General features: G+C 57.1%; 15 protein-coding genes and 2 pseudogenes. 15 read left to right on the top strand and 2 right to left on the bottom strand.

The features are described 5' to 3' along the window. Positions 1–22: 22 nt before the first annotated feature. Entirely contained in the window at positions 23–157 is a 135-nt protein-coding gene (locus tag AC6I8M_RS02340) for a hypothetical protein (protein ID WP_498013651.1), read from the bottom strand. 478 nt (positions 158–635) lie between these two features. Between AC6I8M_RS02340 and AC6I8M_RS02335 the strand changes: the two genes are divergently transcribed. The 14 genes and pseudogenes from AC6I8M_RS02335 (at position 636) to AC6I8M_RS02270 (ending at position 16,418) form a co-directional block, all read left to right on the top strand. Then, positions 636–1,079, top strand: a complete 444-nt coding sequence (locus AC6I8M_RS02335) for an NADH-quinone oxidoreductase subunit A (RefSeq protein WP_010616075.1) — start codon at positions 636–638, stop codon at positions 1,077–1,079. Positions 1,080–1,094: 15 nt separating this feature from the next. Next, positions 1,095–1,772 (top strand): NuoB/complex I 20 kDa subunit family protein, encoded by a 678-nt coding sequence (locus AC6I8M_RS02330; RefSeq protein ID WP_010616076.1) that lies wholly within the window; start codon positions 1,095–1,097, stop codon positions 1,770–1,772. Between the two features lie 116 nt (positions 1,773–1,888). Next, positions 1,889–3,688, top strand: a complete 1,800-nt coding sequence (gene nuoC, locus AC6I8M_RS02325; RefSeq protein WP_010616077.1) for an NADH-quinone oxidoreductase subunit C/D — start codon at positions 1,889–1,891, stop codon at positions 3,686–3,688. After that, positions 3,663–4,206, top strand: a pseudogene (gene nuoE, locus AC6I8M_RS02320) (NADH-quinone oxidoreductase subunit NuoE). The gene nuoC and the pseudogene nuoE overlap by 26 nt, the downstream one beginning before the upstream one ends. Before the next feature lie 2 nt (positions 4,207–4,208). Beyond that, positions 4,209–5,549 (top strand): NADH-quinone oxidoreductase subunit NuoF, encoded by a 1,341-nt coding sequence (gene nuoF / locus AC6I8M_RS02315; protein WP_195910842.1) that lies wholly within the window; start codon positions 4,209–4,211, stop codon positions 5,547–5,549. A gap of 103 nt (positions 5,550–5,652) precedes the next feature. After that, entirely contained in the window at positions 5,653–8,376 is a 2,724-nt protein-coding gene (nuoG, locus tag AC6I8M_RS02310) for an NADH-quinone oxidoreductase subunit NuoG (RefSeq protein WP_010616079.1), read from the top strand. Then, the gene (nuoH, locus tag AC6I8M_RS02305) at positions 8,373–9,350 is read left to right on the top strand and encodes an NADH-quinone oxidoreductase subunit NuoH (RefSeq protein WP_010616080.1); all 978 of its coding nucleotides are present in this window, start codon (positions 8,373–8,375) and stop codon (positions 9,348–9,350) included. Before nuoG ends, nuoH begins: the two co-directional genes overlap by 4 nt. 11 nt (positions 9,351–9,361) lie before the next feature. Next, entirely contained in the window at positions 9,362–9,904 is a 543-nt protein-coding gene (gene nuoI / locus AC6I8M_RS02300; RefSeq protein ID WP_010616081.1) for an NADH-quinone oxidoreductase subunit NuoI, read from the top strand. 10 nt (positions 9,905–9,914) lie between these two features. Further along, complete coding sequence (nuoJ, locus tag AC6I8M_RS02295; protein WP_010616082.1) at positions 9,915–10,466, top strand: NADH-quinone oxidoreductase subunit J; 552 nt, start codon at positions 9,915–9,917, stop codon at positions 10,464–10,466. Next, on the top strand, positions 10,463–10,765 hold the full coding sequence (nuoK, locus tag AC6I8M_RS02290) for an NADH-quinone oxidoreductase subunit NuoK (protein WP_010616083.1): 303 nt from the start codon (positions 10,463–10,465) through the stop codon (positions 10,763–10,765). Before nuoJ ends, nuoK begins: the two co-directional genes overlap by 4 nt. Continuing rightward, entirely contained in the window at positions 10,762–12,597 is a 1,836-nt protein-coding gene (gene nuoL, locus AC6I8M_RS02285; RefSeq protein WP_022548150.1) for an NADH-quinone oxidoreductase subunit L, read from the top strand. Before nuoK ends, nuoL begins: the two co-directional genes overlap by 4 nt. 208 nt (positions 12,598–12,805) lie before the next feature. Further along, complete coding sequence (gene nuoM, locus AC6I8M_RS02280) at positions 12,806–14,326, top strand: NADH-quinone oxidoreductase subunit M (protein WP_010618058.1); 1,521 nt, start codon at positions 12,806–12,808, stop codon at positions 14,324–14,326. 6 nt (positions 14,327–14,332) lie between these two features. Further along, complete coding sequence (gene nuoN / locus AC6I8M_RS02275) at positions 14,333–15,790, top strand: NADH-quinone oxidoreductase subunit NuoN (protein WP_041387182.1); 1,458 nt, start codon at positions 14,333–14,335, stop codon at positions 15,788–15,790. A 175-nt stretch (positions 15,791–15,965) separates the two neighbouring features. Then, positions 15,966–16,418, top strand: a complete 453-nt coding sequence (locus AC6I8M_RS02270; protein WP_010618060.1) for a GNAT family N-acetyltransferase — start codon at positions 15,966–15,968, stop codon at positions 16,416–16,418. A gap of 28 nt (positions 16,419–16,446) precedes the next feature. Here the strand turns inward: AC6I8M_RS02270 and AC6I8M_RS02265 are convergent. After that, positions 16,447–18,112: pseudogene (locus tag AC6I8M_RS02265) on the bottom strand (glucan biosynthesis protein D). A gap of 290 nt (positions 18,113–18,402) precedes the next feature. On the opposite strand from AC6I8M_RS02265, the gene elaB reads away from it, so the two are divergent. Then, complete coding sequence (elaB, locus tag AC6I8M_RS02260) at positions 18,403–18,711, top strand: stress response protein ElaB (RefSeq protein ID WP_010618062.1); 309 nt, start codon at positions 18,403–18,405, stop codon at positions 18,709–18,711. Positions 18,712–18,853 lie beyond the last annotated feature (142 nt).

Here is an 18,853-nt window from a genome sequence, read left to right as displayed (position 1 = left end):
CAACTGGCATGCCAGATAATTGTTAAAAGTTAGAGAAAAGAGCCTTAGCCTGATGAAAATCAGCTAAGGCTTTTTTTATGGCAGTTATTTCCGCTTTTTTAGCACAATTTGCACCTGTTAATTTCACTAACTTCCTGAAAAGTGAAATGTGTTTCATTTTCATCCTGCGCGGAATTTATTTATCATTTCGTACCAACTTTATCTCCGCCTGTGGCCAGACCGCCTGCCGGTTTTTCCAGCAAAAAACGTCAATATGTGTTCTGGATCAAAAAAATACCCCCGATAAGGGGGGGGAAATCCCCGCAAGACCTGTCAAACTATGCATTGTTAAATGCACGATCCATGCATGTGAATACCCGCTACACTGAAATTAACCGTACAAACTGAAGCGATTTAGCTGACGCTCAGGGGTGCATATGTTAATAATATGATGCGGGTGTAAATTAATGTTTGGGTACTTTTGTCAAAGTTGACAAAAGGTTATAGAAAGGAGTAAAAAACCCCATAAAATTGCTGCTTAATTGATAAAGACAGCAAAGTTTATAAGGTTTTTTATCCTTCCCTTGAATCGATGTGGTGTGTTTGCTGCGACAGTGCAGGATGCCATCGCCACTTTTGATGAGTAAGCAAAGAGTATGTCAACAACCACAGAAGTCATCGCTCATCACTGGGCGTTTATTGTTTTCATTGTTATCGCGTTTGGCCTGTGTGCCTTTATGTTAACCGGTGGCTGGTTGTTAGGTGGACGTGCACTCGCGCGCCACAAAGACACGCCGTTTGAATCCGGTATCGAATCCGTCGGTGATACCCATATCCGCCTCTCGGCAAAATTCTATCTGGTTGCGATGTTTTTCGTCATTTTCGACGTCGAAGCCCTCTATCTATACGCATGGTCGACCTCCATTCGCGAAAGCGGCTGGGTCGGCTTTGTCGAAGCCGCAATTTTCATTTTGGTGCTCTTGGCAGGCTTGGTTTATCTGGTGCGCATTGGTGCGCTGGATTGGGCGCCTGCGCGTCGTCGCGTCGTCGTCAAATCGAGCCCGGTCAGCCACAGTCACACCAACCCTCATAAGCAGTAAAAGCGAGGCAATAAGATGGACTACACGCTGACACGCGTAGACCCGAACGGGGGCGATAACGACCGTTATCCCCTGCAGAAACAGGAGATTGTTACCGATCCTCTGGAGCAGCACGTTCATCGCAGCGTCTATATGGGCAAGCTCGAGCACGCCCTGCATGACATGGTGAACTGGGGTCGTAAAAACTCTCTCTGGCCGTATAACTTCGGCCTTTCCTGTTGCTACGTGGAAATGACCACGTCATTCACCGCAGTACATGATGTGGCGCGTTTCGGTGCGGAAGTGATGCGCGCCTCGCCACGTCAGGCTGACTTTATGGTGATCGCCGGTACGCCGTTTACCAAAATGGCGCCGGTGATTCAGCGTTTGTATGACCAGATGCTGGAACCGAAATGGGTGATTTCGATGGGGGCTTGCGCCAATTCCGGCGGCATGTATGACATCTATTCGGTGGTGCAGGGTGTGGATAAATTCCTGCCGGTTGATGTGTATATCCCGGGTTGTCCGCCACGTCCGGAAGCTTACATGCAGGCGCTGCTGCTGCTGCGTAAGTCTATCGGCAAAGAACGTCGTCCACTCTCGTGGGTGGTTGGCGATCAGGGCGTGTATCGCGCCAATATGCAGTCTGAGCGTGAAAGAAAGCGTGGTGAGCGTATTGCCGTCACCAACCTGAGAACCCCAGACGAAGTTTAAGTACCCCGTACACGGATGGAGCCACGGCCGCAGCAGATAATGACAACGTAGTGTGTGCCGCCATCCTGACGCCTTCTTTTTAGTGCCTGATTAAAGGCCGGAATGGTGAGTAACGTATGACAGATTTAACCACGCAAGATCTCGCTCAACCAGCATGGCAAACCCGGGATCACCTGCATGATCCGGTGATCGGCGAGCTGCGTAACCGTTTTGGGCCAGATGCCTTTACCGTTCAGGCCACCCGCACCGGCATTCCGGTCGTCTGGGTGAAGCGTGAACAGCTACTGGAAATCATTGAATTCCTGCGTAAGCTGCCGAAGCCGTACGTCATGCTCTATGACCTGCACGGTTTCGATGAGCGTTTACGTACCCACCGCGCCGGTCTGCCCGCCGCGGATTTTTCCGTTTTCTATCACCTGCTGTCGATTGAACGCAACCGCGACATCATGCTCAAGGTGGCGCTGTCTGAAAACGATTTGAATGTGCCCACCATCACCAAAATTTTCGCCAACGCCAACTGGTACGAGCGCGAAACCTGGGAGATGTTCGGTATCACCTTCAACGGGCACCCGCACCTGACGCGCATCATGATGCCGCAGACCTGGGAAGGGCACCCGCTGCGTAAAGACTACCCGGCGCGCGCCACCGAGTTCGATCCTTTCACGCTGACTAAGCAGAAAGAAGATCTGGAGATGGAGTCACTGACCTTCAAGCCGGAAGACTGGGGCATGAAGCGTGGCACCACCAATGAGGACTTCATGTTCCTCAACCTCGGTCCAAACCACCCCTCTGCGCACGGTGCGTTCCGCATCATTCTGCAGCTGGATGGCGAAGAGATCGTCGACTGTGTGCCGGACGTGGGTTACCACCACCGTGGCGCGGAGAAGATGGGCGAGCGTCAGTCCTGGCACAGCTATATTCCGTATACCGACCGTATCGAATACCTCGGCGGCTGCGTAAACGAAATGCCTTACGTGCTGGCGGTGGAAAAGCTGGCGGGCATCACCGTGCCGGATCGCGTGAATGTGATTCGCGTGATGCTGTCAGAACTGTTCCGTATCAACAGCCACCTGCTGTACATCTCCACCTTTATTCAGGACGTCGGTGCCATGACGCCGGTGTTCTTTGCCTTTACCGACCGTCAGAAAATCTATGACGTGGTGGAAGCGATCACTGGTTTCCGTATGCACCCGGCGTGGTTCCGCATCGGCGGCGTGGCGCACGATCTGCCGAAAGGCTGGGAACGTCTGCTGCGTGAGTTCCTCGACTGGATGCCGAAGCGTCTGAAAGAGTACGACAAAGCCGCGCTGCGCAATACCGTGCTGATGGGCCGTTCGCAGGGCGTGGCCGCCTATAACATGGACGAAGCGCTGGCGTGGGGCACCACCGGTGCCGGTCTGCGCGCCACCGGTCTGGACTTCGACGTGCGTAAATGGCGTCCCCACTCCGGCTATGAAAACTTCGACTTCGAAGTGCCGGTCGGCGCGGGCATCAGCGACGCTTACACCCGCGTGCAGCTGAAGATGGAAGAGATGTGGCAGTCGCTGCGTATTCTGGAGCAGTGTCTGAAAAACATGCCGGAAGGGCCGTTTAAGGCCGATCATCCGCTGACCACGCCGCCACCGAAAGAGCGCACGCTGCAGCACATTGAAACCCTGATCACGCACTTCCTGCAGGTTTCGTGGGGCCCGGTGATGCCGGCCAACGAATCGTTCCAGATGATTGAAGCAACGAAAGGGATCAACAGCTACTACCTGACCAGCGATGGCAGCACCATGAGCTACCGCACCCGCGTGCGTACGCCGAGCTTCCCGCATCTGCAGCAGATCCCTTCGGTGATTCGCGGCAGCCTGGTATCCGACCTGATCGTGTACCTCGGTAGTATCGATTTTGTTATGTCAGACGTGGACCGCTAATTATGCACGATCAAAAAATTGCCATTCAAACCATCGACCCGACTGAGGTCTTTGTGCTGAGCGAGGCCGAGCACCACGCTATTGAGCATGAAAAACATCACTACGAAGATGCGCGCGCGGCGTCGATTGAAGCGCTGAAGATCGTGCAGAAGCAGCGCGGCTGGGTACCGGACGGTGCCATCAACGCGATTGCAGAGGTGCTGGGCATTCCGGCCAGCGACGTAGAAGGTGTGGCGACGTTTTACAGCCAGATCTACCGTACGCCGGTTGGCTGCCACGTGATCCGCTATTGCGACAGCGTGGTGTGCCACATCACCGGTTACCAAGGCATTCAGGCGGCGCTGGAGCAGAACCTGAACATTAAGCCGGGACAAACCACGCCGGATGGCCGCTTTACGCTGCTGCCAACCTGCTGCCTCGGCAACTGTGACAAAGGCCCGACCATGATGGTGGATGAAGATACCCACGTTCACCTGACGCCGGAAGGCATCGCCAACCTGCTGGAGCAGTATCAATGACCATTAAACAGATCATTCGTACTGCGGAAACCCATCCGCTGACCTGGCGTCTGCGTGACGACAAACAGCCGGTGTGGTTCGATGAATACCGCAGTAAAAACGGCTACGTTGGCGCCGATAAAGCGCTGAAGGGCATGAGCCAAGACGAGATCGTCGCCGCGGTGAAGGACTCCGGCCTGAAAGGGCGCGGCGGTGCAGGTTTCAGCACCGGCCTGAAATGGAGCCTGATGCCAAAAGATGAATCCATGAACATCCGTTACCTGCTGTGTAACGCCGATGAGATGGAACCTGGCACTTATAAAGACCGCCTGCTGATGGAGCAATTGCCGCACCAACTGGTGGAAGGCATGCTGATCAGTGCGTTTGCGCTGAAAACCTACCGTGGCTACATCTTCCTGCGCGGTGAATACATCGAAGCCGCGGAAAACCTGCGTCGTGCCATCGCCGAAGCCACTGCCGCGGGCTATCTTGGCAAAAACATTCTTGGCACCGGCTTCGATTTCGAACTGTTTGTTCACACTGGTGCGGGCCGCTATATCTGCGGCGAAGAGACCGCGCTGATCAACTCGCTGGAAGGGCGCCGCGCTAACCCGCGTTCCAAGCCGCCGTTCCCGGCCAGTGCCGGCGTCTGGGGCAAACCGACCTGCGTCAACAACGTTGAGACGCTGTCCAACGTGCCGGCGATCTTCCTGAATGGCGTGGAATGGTACAAAAACATCTCCAGCAGCGAAGACACCGGTACCAAGATGATGGGCTTCTCCGGTCGGGTGAAAAATCCGGGCGTGTGGGAGCTGCCGTTTGGTACCACCGCACGTGAAATCCTCGAGGATTATGCCGGCGGTATGCGCGATGGCCTCAAGTTCAAAGCCTGGCAGCCGGGCGGAGCCGGTACCGACTTCCTGACCGAGCAGCATCTCGACCTGCCGATGGAATTTGCCAGCATCGGCAAAGCCGGCAGCCGTCTGGGTACCGCGCTGGCCATGGCGGTGGACCACGAAATCAATATGGTGTCGCTGGTACGCAACCTCGAAGAGTTCTTTGCGCGCGAGTCCTGCGGCTGGTGTACGCCGTGCCGTGACGGTCTGCCGTGGAGCGTGAAGCTCCTGCGTGCGCTGGAGCAAAAAAAAGGCCAGCCGGGGGATATCGAAACCCTGCTGCAGCTGTGCCGCCAGCTCGGTCCGGGCAAGACGTTCTGCGCCCACGCACCGGGTGCCGTTGAGCCATTGCAGAGCGCGATTAAATATTTCCGTGACGAGTTTGAAGCCGGCATTGCGCCGCAGGTGTTTGGCAATACCCGCGCCATTGGCGGGATTCAGCCTAACCTGCTGAAAGCGCGCTGGTAAGCCGCTGCCGTACACGGAATCGCCCGGGCCCTGAGGCTGCGAGGCAAGAATTATAGATGTTTAACGCTCGTCTGCGGACGAGCCTTACGGAAGCATGTTCACTATGGCTACAATCCATGTTGACGGTAAAGAATATGATGTGAACGGAGCGGACAACCTGCTGCAGGCGTGTCTGTCTCTGGGCCTTGATATTCCTTATTTTTGCTGGCATCCGGCGCTGGGAAGCGTGGGAGCCTGCCGCCAGTGCGCGGTGAAGCAATTCCAGAATGCCGAAGATACTCGTGGTCGCCTCGTCATGTCCTGCATGACGCCTGCGTCTGACGGCACCTTCATCTCCATCGACGATGGCGAAGCGAAAGAGTTTCGTGAAAGCGTGGTGGAGTGGCTGATGACCAACCACCCGCACGACTGTCCGGTGTGCGAAGAGGGCGGTAACTGTCACCTGCAGGATATGACGGTAATGACGGGACACAGCTTCCGTCGCTACCGTTTTACCAAACGTACCCATCAGAATCAGGATCTCGGGCCATTTATCTCGCATGAGATGAACCGCTGTATCGCCTGTTACCGCTGCGTGCGCTACTACAAAGATTACGCCGATGGCAAAGATCTCGGCGTGTACGGCGCACATGACAACGTCTACTTTGGCCGTCCGGAAGATGGCACGCTGGAGAGCGAATTCTCCGGTAACCTGGTAGAAATCTGTCCGACCGGCGTATTCACCGATAAAACCCACTCTGAACGCTATAACCGTAAGTGGGATATGCAGTTTGCGCCCAGCATCTGCCAGCAGTGCTGCGTGGGTTGTAACACCAGCCCGGGCGAGCGCTATGGCGAGCTGCGTCGTATCGAAAACCGCTACAACGGATCGGTGAACCACTACTTCCTGTGCGACCGTGGCCGTTTTGGCTATGGCTACGTGAACCGTAAAGATCGTCCGCGTCATCCGGAACAGCTGCGCGGCAGCGACCGTATCACGCTGAACGCAGAACAGGCGGTTAATGCCGCAGCAGATATCCTGCGTCAGGCGAAGAAGGTGATCGGTATCGGTTCACCTCGCGCCAGTATTGAAAGCAACTTCGCGCTGCGCGAACTGGTGGGCGCGGAAAACTTCTCAACCGGTATGCCCGCAGCTGAGCAGGCGCGGGTTGAGCTGATGCTGAAAGTGCTGCAGCAGGGCGGCATATACACGCCATCGCTGCGTGAAATTGAAAGCTATGACGCCGTGCTGGTGCTGGGTGAAGACCTGACTCAGGTCGGTGCCCGCGTGGCGCTTTCGGTGCGTCAGGCCGTTAAAGGTAAAGCACGCGAAATGGCCGCCGCCCAGAAAGTCGCGGACTGGCAGATCGCCGCCATCCTCAACATTGGTCAGCACGCCAAACATCCTTTGTTTGTCACTAATGTTGATGAAACCCGTCTCGATGATATCGCCGAGTGGAGCTATCGCGCACCGGTGGAAGATCAGGCACGCCTGGGCTTCGCCATCGCGCACGCACTGGATGACAGCGCACCGGCGGTTAGCGACTTTGACAGCAGCCTGAATGGCAAGCTGGACGTGGTGGTACAGGCGCTGGCCGGCGCGAAAAAACCGCTGATCATTTCCGGTACCCACTCGGGCAGTACGGCAATGATTGAAGCGGCAGCGAACGTGGCCAAAGCGCTGAAAGCGCGCGGTGCCGACGTCGGTATTACCTTCCTCGCCGGCGCGGCCAACAGCTTCGGTCTCGGCCTGATGGGCGGCCAGTCGCTGGACAGCGCGCTGGAGCAGCTGGATAAAGGCGAAGCGGAAGCGCTGGTGGTACTGGAGAACGAGCTCTACCGTCACGCGCCGAAAGCCACCGTCGATGCGGCGCTGCATAACACCGCGCACGTGATTGTGGTTGATCATCAACGCACAGCCACGCTGGAGAAAGCCGGTCTGGTGCTCTCCACCGCCAGCTTTGCCGAGAGCGACGGCACCTCCATCAACCATGAAGGTCGCGCCCAGCGCTTCTTCCAGGTTTACGATCCGGCCTATTACGACGATAGCGTGGTGATGCTGGAGAGCTGGCGCTGGCTGCATTCGCTGCACAGCGCCGTCGAGAGCCGCCAGATTGACTGGACGCAGCTCGATCACGTGATTGATGCCGCGATTGTGGCGCTGCCGCAGCTGAAAGGGATTAAGGATGCGGCGCCGGATGCCAACTTCTGTATCCGTGGTCAGAAACTGGCGCGTTCACCGCATCGTGCCAGTGGCCGTACCGCCGCGCGCGCCAACATCAGCGTGCACGAACCGCGTCAGCCGCAGGATAAAGACACCATGTTTGCCTTCTCCATGGAAGGTAACAACCAGCCGTCGGCACCGCGTTCGCAGATTCCTTTTGCCTGGGCGCCAGGCTGGAACTCACCCCAGGCGTGGAACAAGTTCCAGGCGGAAGTGGGCGGTAAACTGCGTCATGGCGATCCGGGCGTGCGTCTGTTTGAAGCCAGCGAAAGTGTACTGGACTGGTTCAGCCAGGTTCCGGAACGCTTCGTGGGCGGCAGTCAGTATCGCGTGGCACCTTACTATCAGCTGTTTGGTAGTGAAGAGATGACTCAGCGCTCGCCAACCTTCCAGAAACGCATGGCACCGGCCACGCTGGTGATCAACCCGGCAGATGCTGAGAAGCTGGGCGTTAACAACGGTGCGTCCGTGGAGCTGGTTTGCGCCGGTGAAACGCTGCGTCTGCCGGTGCGCTTCTCTGCGGCACTGCAGGCGGGGCAGGTGGGTCTGCCGCTCGGCATGCCGAGTGTACCGCCGTTCCTCGCGGGTGCGCAAATTGACAAACTGCAGGAGGCAGCGCAATGAGCTGGCTGACACCGGACGTTATTGACATCATCCTGCAGGTGGTGAAAGCCATTGTGATCCTGCTGGTGGTAGTGGCCTGTGGTGCCTTCATGAGCTTTGCCGAGCGTCGTCTGCTCGGCCTGTGGCAGAACCGTTATGGACCGAACCGCGTAGGCTGGGGCGGCTCGCTGCAGCTGGCGGCGGACATGATCAAAATGTTCTTTAAAGAGGACTGGGTTCCGCCATTTACCGATCGCTTCATCTTTACCCTAGCACCGGTCATCGCCTTCGTTTCGCTGTTGCTGGCGTTCGCGATTGTGCCGGTTTCGCCGAGTTGGATGGTCACCGACCTGAACATCGGTCTGCTGTTCTTCCTGATGATGGCGGGTCTGGCGGTGTACGCCGTGCTGTTCGCGGGTTGGTCGAGTAACAACAAATACTCGCTGCTCGGTGCAATGCGTGCCTCAGCGCAGACCCTGAGCTACGAAGTGTTCCTCGGCCTGTCGCTGATGGGCGTGGTGGCGCAAGCGGGTTCCTTTAACCTGAACGCCATCGTCGAGAGCCAGACGCACCTGTGGAACATCATCCCGCAGTTCTTTGGCTTTGTGACCTTCTGTATTGCCGGCGTCGCGGTGTGCCACCGTCATCCATTTGACCAGCCGGAAGCGGAACAGGAGCTGGCCGACGGTTACCACATCGAATATGCCGGGATGAAGTTCGGCCTGTTCTTTGTCGGTCAGTACGTGGCCATTACTACCGTATCGGCGCTGATCGTCACCCTGTTCTTCGGTGGCTGGCACGGTCCGTTCCTGCCGCCGTTCATCTGGTTCGCCCTGAAAACGGCGTTCTTTATGGTGATGTTTATCCTGATTCGTGCTGCGCTGCCGCGTCCACGCTATGACCAGGTGCTGTCGTTCGGCTGGAAAGTATGTCTGCCGTTGACGTTATTGAACCTGCTGGCCACTGCCGCAGTGATTCTGTACAACGCGCCGTAAGGGGTTTTGAGATGACTTTAAAAGATATTGTCGTTGGCTTTGGCACGACAGTGCGCAGTATCTGGATGATTGGCATGCATGCCTTCGCCAAGCGCGAGACCCAGATGTATCCGGAAGAGCCGGTTTATCTGCCGCCGCGCTACCGTGGCCGTATCGTGCTGACGCGCGATCCGGACGGTGAAGAGCGCTGCGTGGCCTGTAACCTGTGCGCCGTTGCCTGCCCGGTCGGCTGTATTTCGCTGCAGAAAGCGGAGATGCAGGATGGCCGCTGGTATCCGGAGTTTTTCCGCATCAACTTCTCGCGCTGCATCTTCTGTGGTTTATGTGAAGAAGCGTGCCCGACCACCGCGATTCAGCTGACGCCGGACTTCGAACTCGGTGAGTTCAAGCGTCAGGATCTTGTGTATGAGAAGGAAGACCTGCTGATTTCCAGTCCGGGTAAATATCCGGAGTACAACTTCTACCGCATGGCAGGTATGGCGATCGACGGTAAAGACAAAGGCGACGCGGAAAACGAAGCCAAACCGATCGACGTTAAAGGCTTATTACCTTAAGGAGCCAGGTATGGAATTTGCGTTTTATCTTTGCGGACTGGTGGCGGTGCTGACGACATTGCGCGTCATCACCCATACCAATCCGGTACATGCGCTGCTGTACCTGATTGTTTCGCTGCTGTCGATTGCCGGCGTGTTCTTCTCGATGGGTGCCTATTTTGCCGGTGCGCTGGAGATCATCGTCTATGCCGGTGCCATCATGGTGCTGTTTGTGTTCGTGGTGATGATGCTTAACCTAGGTAAAACCCAGCAGGATCAGGAGCGCGAATGGCTGAAGCCGTCGCTGTGGATCGGTCCGGGCATTGTCTCGCTGCTGCTGCTGGTCGTGATGATCTACGCCATCATGACTGCGACCGACCAGGGTATTGATGGCACCGTCATCGATGCCAAAGCGGTGGGCATCAGTCTGTTTGGCCCGTATGTTCTGGCGGTTGAGCTGGCGTCAATGCTGCTGCTGGCCGGTCTGGTGGTGGCGTTTCATATCGGACGTGAAGATCGTCAGGGCGAAGTGCTGAGCAACCGCGTGTCAGACGCGGCGGCCAATAAGGAGGAGCACGCATGATCCCGTTACAACACGGCCTGACTCTGGCTGCTGTGCTGTTTGTTCTCGGCCTGACCTCGCTGGTGCTGCGCCGCAACCTGCTGTTTATGCTGATCGGTCTGGAGATCATGATCAACGCCGCGGCGCTGGCGCTGGTGGTGGCAGGCAGCTACTGGGGACAAACCGACGGCCAGGTGATGTATATCCTGGCAATCAGCCTCGCGGCGGCGAAAGCCAGTATTGGTCTGGCGCTGCTGCTCCAGCTCTATCGTCGTCGTCAGACGCTGAACATTGACACAGTGAGCGAGATGCGCGGATGAATCTTCTCTATTTAACCGTATTATTTCCGCTGATTGGCTTCCTGCTATTGGCGTTTTCCCGTGGTCGCGGGTCGGAGAACCTGTCGGCTGCGTTGGGGATGGGTTCAGTGGGCCTTGCGGCGCTGACCACCGTATTTGTGGGTGTGGACTTCTTCAGTCACGGCCAGCAGCCGTTTACCCAGGCGCTGTGGACCTGGATGCACGTCGGTAACTTTGACATCAAAGTGAACCTAGTGCTGGATGGTCTGTCGCTGACCATGCTGTCGGTGGTGACGGGCGTCGGCTTCTTCATCCACATGTTCGCTTCTTGGTACATGCGCGGTGAAAAGGGCTATTCACGCTTCTTCGCCTACACCAACCTGTTCATCGCGAGCATGGTGGTGCTGGTGCTGGCCGATAACCTGATGCTGATGTACCTCGGCTGGGAAGGGGTAGGGCTGTGTTCCTACCTGCTGATTGGCTTCTACTACAGCAATCCGGAAAACGGCAAAGCGGCGATGAAAGCCTTCATCATCACCCGTGTCGGTGATGTGTTCCTCGCCTTTGCGCTGTTCATTCTCTACAACGAACTGGGAACGCTGAACTTCCGTGAGCTGATGGAGCTGGCCCCGGCGCACTTCGCGGCGGACAACCACATGCTGCAGTGTGCGACGCTGATGCTGCTGGGCGGTGCCGTGGGTAAATCGGCACAGCTGCCGCTGCAGACGTGGCTGGCAGATGCGATGGCCGGTCCGACGCCGGTCTCCGCGCTGATCCACGCTGCCACCATGGTAACCGCAGGCGTCTATCTGATTGCCCGCACCCACGGTCTGTTCCTGCTGACGCCGGAAGTGCTGCATCTGGTGGGGATCGTTGGTGCGATTACGCTGGTGCTGGCGGGCTTCGCCGCGCTGGTACAGACCGACATCAAACGCGTGATGGCTTACTCCACCATGAGTCAGATCGGCTACATGTTCCTGGCGCTGGGCGTACAGGCGTGGGACGCCGCGATTTTCCACCTCATGACCCATGCGTTCTTCAAGGCGCTGCTGTTCCTCTCCTCCGGTTCAGTGATTCTGGCCTGTCACCACGAACAGAACATTTTCAAAATGGGTGGTCTGCGTAAGAGCATCCCGCTGGTGTATGTCTGCTTCCTGGTGGGTGGTGCCGCGCTGGCCGCGCTGCCGCTGATTACCGCCGGCTTCTACAGTAAGGACGAGATTCTGTTCGGTGCACTGGCAAACGGTCACATTAATCTGATGGTCGCGGGCCTGGCAGGCGCATTCCTTACCTCAATCTACACCTTCCGCATGATCTTCATCGTGTTCCACGGCGAAGAGAAAATTCATGCGCATGCCGGTAAAGGCATTACGCATCACCTGCCGCTGATTGTGCTGCTGGCGCTCTCAACCTTCATTGGCGCGCTGATTACGCCTCCGCTGGCGGGCGTACTGCCGCAGAACGAGTTCGGTGAAACCGGCAAAGTGGCGCTGGAAATCACCTCGGGTGCCGTGGCGATTATCGGTATCCTGATTGCCGCCGCGCTGTGGCTGGGCAAACGTCAGCTGGTCACCCGCATCGCCAACAGCGCGCCGGGCCGTTTCTTCGGCACCTGGTGGTTTGCGGCTTGGGGCTTCGACTGGCTGTACGACAAGGTATTTGTTAAACCGTACCTTGGCATTGCCTGGCTGCTGCAGCGCGATCCGCTCAATTCACTGATGAACCTGCCGGCGCTGCTGTCGCGCATCGGTAATAAAGGTCTGGTGGTGAGTGAGAACGGCTATCTGCGCTGGTATATCGCGTCAATGAGCGTCGGTGCCGTGGTGGTGCTGGCGCTGATGCTGGTGATTTAACGATTGATGAGCGGGGCGCGCGATGGTTTAGCGCCCCACGTAAGAATGTTCAAAATTGTCTGATGCACGGGTGAGATCAACGCAGTCAGTTTGGTGTTCGCCAGCGCAGCAACCGGCGCGTAGCAATACGTGAAAGTTGCCCGCGCGGGCGAGGCGAAACGGGCGCGTCCGATAGCCTGAACGAAGACGAAAATAGGGAATATACGCCGTGTTATTACCTTGGCTAATAATTATACCCTTTGTTGGGGGCTTGCTTTGCTGGCTGGCTGAGCGCCTTGGCGCGAAGGTGCCGCGCTGGATTGCCCTGATCACCATGGGGCTGACGCTGGCGCTGGGCCTGCAGCTGTGGCTGCAGGGCGGCTATTCGCTGACGCAGGCTGCGGGCTTGCCGCAGTGGCAGTCGACTTTCCTAGTGTCGTGGATCCCACGCTTTGGCATTAATTTTCATCTGGCGCTGGATGGTCTGTCGCTGCTGATGGTGGTGCTGACCGGCCTGCTGGGTTTGATGGCGGTTCTCTGCTCGTGGAATGAAATCGAAAAGTATCAGGGCTTCTTCCACCTCAACCTGATGTGGATTCTCGGCGGCGTGATCGGCGTGTTCCTCGCCATCGACATGTTCCTGTTCTTCTTCTTCTGGGAAATGATGCTGGTGCCGATGTACTTCCTCATCGCGCTCTGGGGTCACAAAGCGTCTGACGGGAAAACCCGTATCAGCGCGGCAACTAAGTTCTTCATCTATACCCAGGCGTCAGGTCTGGTGATGCTGATTGCCATTCTGGCGCTGGTGTTTGTGCACTACAACGCCACTGGCGTCTGGACGTTCAGCTATGAAGAGCTGCTGAAAACGCCAATGTCACACACCGTTGAGTATCTGCTGATGCTCGGCTTCTTCATCGCCTTTGCGGTGAAAATGCCGGTGGTGCCGCTACACGGCTGGCTGCCGGATGCGCACAGCCAGGCACCGACCGCCGGTTCGGTTGACCTTGCCGGTATCCTGCTGAAAACCGCTGCTTACGGCCTGCTGCGTTTTAGCCTGCCGCTGTTCCCGAATGCATCGGCGGAGTTCGCACCGATCGCTATATGGCTCGGCATCATCGGTATCTTCTACGGCGCCTGGATGGCGTTCTCGCAGACCGATATCAAACGCCTGATCGCCTACACCTCGATTTCGCACATGGGCTTCGTGCTGATTGCCATCTACACCGGCAGCCAGCTGGCGTTCCAGGGCGCGGTGGTGCAGATGATTGCGCACGGCCTGTCGGCAGCGGCGCTGTTCATCCTGTGCGGTCAGCTGTATGAACGTCTGCATACCCGTGACATGCGCCAGATGGGCGGCTTGTGGTCGCGCATCAAGTGGATTCCGGGCCTGTCGCTGTTCTTTGCCGTGGCCAACCTCGGTATGCCGGGCTCCGGTAACTTTGTTGGTGAGTTCATGATTCTGACCGGCAGCTATCAGGTGGTGCCGTTGATTATCGTGATTGCCACCTTCGGCCTGGTGTTTGCCTCGGTGTACTCGCTGATCATGATGCAGCGCGCTTACTACGGCGAAGCCAAATCAAAAGAGCCGCTGGCTGGAATGTCGCCGCGCGAATTCCTGATCATCGGTGTACTGGTCGTGCTGCTGGTGCTGCTGGGCGTTTATCCGCAGCCAATCCTCGACACGTCCCATGCTGCGATGAGCAATATTCAGCAGTGGTTTACCGCTTCAATTTCAACTACAAGGCCGTAATTCGCCATGACAATAACTCCTCAACAATTGATCGCGTTGCTACCGCTGTTAATCGTCGGATTGACGGTGGTGGTTGTGATGCTGTCCATTGCGTGGCGACGCAACCACTTTGTTAATGCCACGCTGACGGTCATCGGTCTCAACCTCGCGCTGCTGTCGCTGTGGTTTGTGGGCCACGTGGGCGCTATGGATGTCACGCCGCTGCTGCGCGTGGATGGCTACTCGATGTTCTATACCGCGCTGGTGATGCTGGCGAGTCTGGCGACCTGCACCTTTGCTTATCCTTGGCTGGCCGGTTTCCCGGACAACAAAGATGAGTTCTATCTGCTGGTGCTGATCGCTGCGCTGGGCGGGATCGTGCTGGCCAGCGCCAACCATCTGGCAGCGCTGTTCATCGGTATCGAACTGCTGTCGCTGCCGCTGTTTGGTCTCATCGGCTACGCCTTCCGTCAGAAGCGCTCGCTGGAAGCGGCGCTGAAGTACATGATTCTGTCGGCTGTGGCCTCCTCATTCCTGATCTTCGGTATTGCGCTGGTCTACGCCGATTCCGGCAGCCTGAGCTTTGTCCAGCTCGGCAAGAGCCTGAATGACAGCATGATTCAGCAGCCGCTGCTGCTGGTCGGGCTGGGCATGATGATCATCGGTCTTGGCTTTAAGCTGTCGCTGGTGCCGTTCCATCTGTGGACGCCAGACGTTTATCAGGGCGCGCCGGCTCCGGTCTCGACCTTCCTCGCCACCGCCAGCAAAATCGCTATCTTTGCGGTCATCATGCGTCTGTTCATGTACGCACCGGTGACCGACAGTGAAGCGGTGCGCACCGTGCTGGGTGTGATTGCCTTCGTCTCGATTCTTTTCGGTAACCTGATGGCGATTTCGCAGAGCAACATCAAGCGTCTGCTCGGCTATTCATCTATCGCGCATCTTGGTTATCTGCTGGTGGCGCTGATTGCGGTGAAAACCCATCAGCTGTCGCTGGAAACCGCGGGCGTCTATCTGGCAGGTTACCTGTTCAGCAGCCTCGGCGCCTTCGGTGTGGTCAGCCTGATGTCGAGCCCGTACCGTGGTCCGGATGCGGATACGCTTTACTCGTATCGCGGTCTGTTCTGGCATCGTCCGATTCTCTCCGCCGTGATGACGGTGATGATGCTATCGCTGGCCGGTATCCCAATGACGCTGGGCTTTATCGGTAAGTTTTACGTCATCGCGTCTGGTGTTAACGCGCATCTGTGGTGGCTGACCGCGGCGGTTGTAGCCGGTAGCGCCATTGGTCTGTACTACTACCTGCGCGTTACGGTGAGCCTGTACCTCAGCCCGCCGGAACTGCACACCCGCGATACCCCGGCCAACTGGGCGTTCACCGCGGGTGGTGTGGTAGTGCTGATCTCCGCCATGCTAGTGTTGCTGCTCGGTGTTTATCCGCAGCCGCTCATCACGCTGGTGCAGCTGGTTCAGCCGCTGATGTAAATAGCGCGTCATCTTCACAAGAAGGCCTGCGGGCCTGATTTTTTTTGCCTGCAATTTGAGAGTTTGATCACATTGCTCCGCGTGTCAGCTCATGTTACGTGCTGCCCACTGCGTTTAGCGCATGCGCTGTGATAGGCTGTGAAGATCACTTTTTTCGCTCAGACAAGGAAGCACTATGGATATGCAATGGCTTGATTGCCACCACAGTGAACTGACCGCGCAGCAGCTGTATACCGTGCTGGCGCTGCGCAATCAGGTGTTCATCGTCGAACAGACCTGTCCGTATCAGGACATAGATGGCCAGGATTTGACGGCTGATAACCGCCATCTGCTGGGCTTTCTTGATGGCAAACTGCTGGCCTATGCGCGTCTGCTGACGCCCGCGCTGGCTTCCTCGCCGGTGACCATTGGTCGGGTGATTGTGTCAGAAGAGGCGCGCGGCCTGAAACTGGGCTATCGGCTGATGGAGCAGGCGCTGAACAGCGGCGAACAGCACTGGCCGCAGCGGGCGGTGTATCTGTCCGCGCAGGCGCATCTGGAAGGCTTTTATGGTCGTCTGGGCTTCCGGGCGGTCACGGACGTTTATCTGAAAGATAATATTCCGCACGTCGGCATGCAGAAAAACTAACGGCGAGTTGTTTGCCTCGCCGTGCAGGTTAGCCCGGCGTCATCTGCCGGTCGTCGGTGTACTTGCGCTGATCGGGCGGTGGCGGGAAGTACTGATACAGCCAGGTTTCGCTCAGCGTCTCATCTTTGGTGCGCAGGAACAGACGCATATCCACCGGTTTAGTTGAGTCGCTGTTCGGATACCAGTCAAACAGGATACGGTAACCTTTCAGCGGTTCGACGTAGAGAATCTCCACCTGTTTGAAGGTGCCGGACGACACGGTGATCACCGGTTCGATGCCTTTCGGCGCGGCCGCCTGCAGGTCGCCGCCAATGAAATCGATAGCAAAGCGGCGGCACCACTGGTCCGGGAAGTGTTCACCCGGTGCCCAGCCTTCCGGGAAGCCACCAATACCGGTGCGCGTCGCATCAACGCGGGCCAGACCGCTGCGGACCGGCGGCAGCCGGCTCCAGTAAAGTTTGTACTGGAAAGTAAACTCACTGCCAGCCTTGACCGGCTCGGCCGGCTGCCAGAAGCAAACGATGTTATCCAGCGTTTCCCCGGTCGTCGGGATCTCCATCAGGTTGATGGCACCTTTACCCCATTTACCGATCGGCTCCACCCACAGGCTGGGTCGTTTGTCATACCAGCCAATCACGTCCTGATAATCTTTGAAATCATGATTCAGCGGCAGCAGACCGAAGCCGCGCGGGTTTTCATCCTGATAGGCATTAAACTGCAGGCGCTGCGGGTTATTCAGCGGACGGGCAATCCACTCGCCGTTGCCGCTCCACATCGCCAAGCGATCGGAGTCATGAATCTGCGGATGATAGGTATTGCACATGCGGCGTTCGTTGGTGCCACAGCTGAACATGCTGGTCATTGGCGCAATACCGAGCTGACGAATCTCGTTGCGCGCAAACAGGTGGTTTTCTACCTCCATCACCACGCGTTTTTCTTCGCAGTAGATGGTGAACTTGTAGGCACCGGTGACGCTGGCACCGTCCAGCAGTGCATACACCACAAAGGTGGTGTCTTCAGCTTTTGGCGTCTCGAACCAGAAGGCGGTGAAGTCCGGAAACTCTTCCTGGCCATTACTGAAGGTGTTAACCGCGACGCCACGGGCCGACAGGCCATATTGGTAGGTTTCATCCACCGCGCGGAAGTAGCTGGCACCGAGGAAAGAAACGATGTCGCGTCGCGCCAGCTCCGGTTTTTTAAAGACGCGGAAACCGGCAAAGCCGAGGTCGGTTTTACCCACCAGCTGCTGGGTATCCACGTTGGCGTTGTGATAATTAAACAGTTCCGGACGGAAGTGGATTTCCCGCGCCTCGCGGCTGGCTGCGTCCACGGAGAACATGCGAATGCGGCGCTTAAAGCCCATGCCAACGTGGAAGAACTGCACATCCAGCTCGCGGTCGGCGATGTTGTTCCACAGTGAGTAGTTAGCGTCGTACTGAATTTCGTTATACGCCTGCGGTGTCAGATTGGCCAGGGTCGCGGGCAGGGGGCCGGGGGCCGGGCGCGCCGCCCCAAGGCTGTTTGGCCAGAGCCGCGGCTTTCTTTTTCAGCACATCGAAATCGAAGCGCACGGCGGTTCCGTCGGCGATGCCATCATCGGCCTAGGCGGACTGCGCAAACAGCGAGGAGAGCCCGGTCATGCCGCTAACGGCAGAGAGGGCCATGGACGCTTTCATAAATTTTCTACGATTCATGCCGGAAATCTTTTCCTTAGCTGCTCGGGTGTATTGAGGCTGTCGCGAGACATTTAGCGTCAGGCTACAGGGGGGGTTACGACAGTGGCGAAAATAAAAAATTCAGTCCGCTGAAAATTTATCAGATTAATAAAATAAACGAAGCACAATTCCGCGAGCAACGCCCCGGATGACATAACTTTGCGTTCAGCGCGGTAAAAAGCGCAGTCAGCGGATGACGGCGCGGCGCAAAAACGCAATTTATGACTATAGTTAATTGACACCGCATTTAAACATGGAGGATTGTGAACATGTCATCTACCGATCAATTTGAAACCCGTCTTGATGACGATCTGGCGCTGCTGACGGAAACGCTGGAAGAAGTGCTGCGCTCCTCGGGCGATCCGGCGGACCAGAAATATATCGAACTGAAGCAGAAAGCCGAGCAGGCGCTGGAAGACGTGAAAAATCGCGTGAACCAAGCGGCCGACAGCTATTACTATCGTGCCAAACAGGCAGCGTATCGTGCCGACGATTACCTGCATGAAAAACCGTGGCAGGGCATTGGTATCGGTGCGGCTGCCGGTCTGTTTGTTGGCCTGCTGCTGGCGCGCCGTTAATCCCCGTGGGCGCGATGTCCGTCGCGCCCGATTCCTGCTTTCCCGCTGTTTCCTTTTCGCATCGCGATTAACCCGCTATTTCGCACCGGCGGCGATTGTGTTTCGCCTGCGCGCTCCCTACAGTGAAAGCCACAGGGATAAG

This window comes from Type-A symbiont of Plautia stali (assembly GCF_059731155.1).
This window is presented reverse-complemented; position numbering and strand designations above follow the sequence as displayed.

Coding starts and splice junctions, on each gene's coding strand:
- AC6I8M_RS02340 (WP_498013651.1), bottom strand. CDS start 157: ATGAAACACATTTCACTTTTCAGGAAGTTAGTGAAATTAACAGGTGCA.
- AC6I8M_RS02335 (WP_010616075.1), top strand. CDS start 636: ATGTCAACAACCACAGAAGTCATCGCTCATCACTGGGCGTTTATTGTT.
- AC6I8M_RS02330 (WP_010616076.1), top strand. CDS start 1,095: ATGGACTACACGCTGACACGCGTAGACCCGAACGGGGGCGATAACGAC.
- nuoC (WP_010616077.1), top strand. CDS start 1,889: ATGACAGATTTAACCACGCAAGATCTCGCTCAACCAGCATGGCAAACC.
- nuoG (WP_010616079.1), top strand. CDS start 5,653: ATGGCTACAATCCATGTTGACGGTAAAGAATATGATGTGAACGGAGCG.
- nuoH (WP_010616080.1), top strand. CDS start 8,373: ATGAGCTGGCTGACACCGGACGTTATTGACATCATCCTGCAGGTGGTG.
- nuoI (WP_010616081.1), top strand. CDS start 9,362: ATGACTTTAAAAGATATTGTCGTTGGCTTTGGCACGACAGTGCGCAGT.
- nuoJ (WP_010616082.1), top strand. CDS start 9,915: ATGGAATTTGCGTTTTATCTTTGCGGACTGGTGGCGGTGCTGACGACA.
- nuoK (WP_010616083.1), top strand. CDS start 10,463: ATGATCCCGTTACAACACGGCCTGACTCTGGCTGCTGTGCTGTTTGTT.
- nuoL (WP_022548150.1), top strand. CDS start 10,762: ATGAATCTTCTCTATTTAACCGTATTATTTCCGCTGATTGGCTTCCTG.
- nuoN (WP_041387182.1), top strand. CDS start 14,333: ATGACAATAACTCCTCAACAATTGATCGCGTTGCTACCGCTGTTAATC.
- AC6I8M_RS02270 (WP_010618060.1), top strand. CDS start 15,966: ATGGATATGCAATGGCTTGATTGCCACCACAGTGAACTGACCGCGCAG.
- elaB (WP_010618062.1), top strand. CDS start 18,403: ATGTCATCTACCGATCAATTTGAAACCCGTCTTGATGACGATCTGGCG.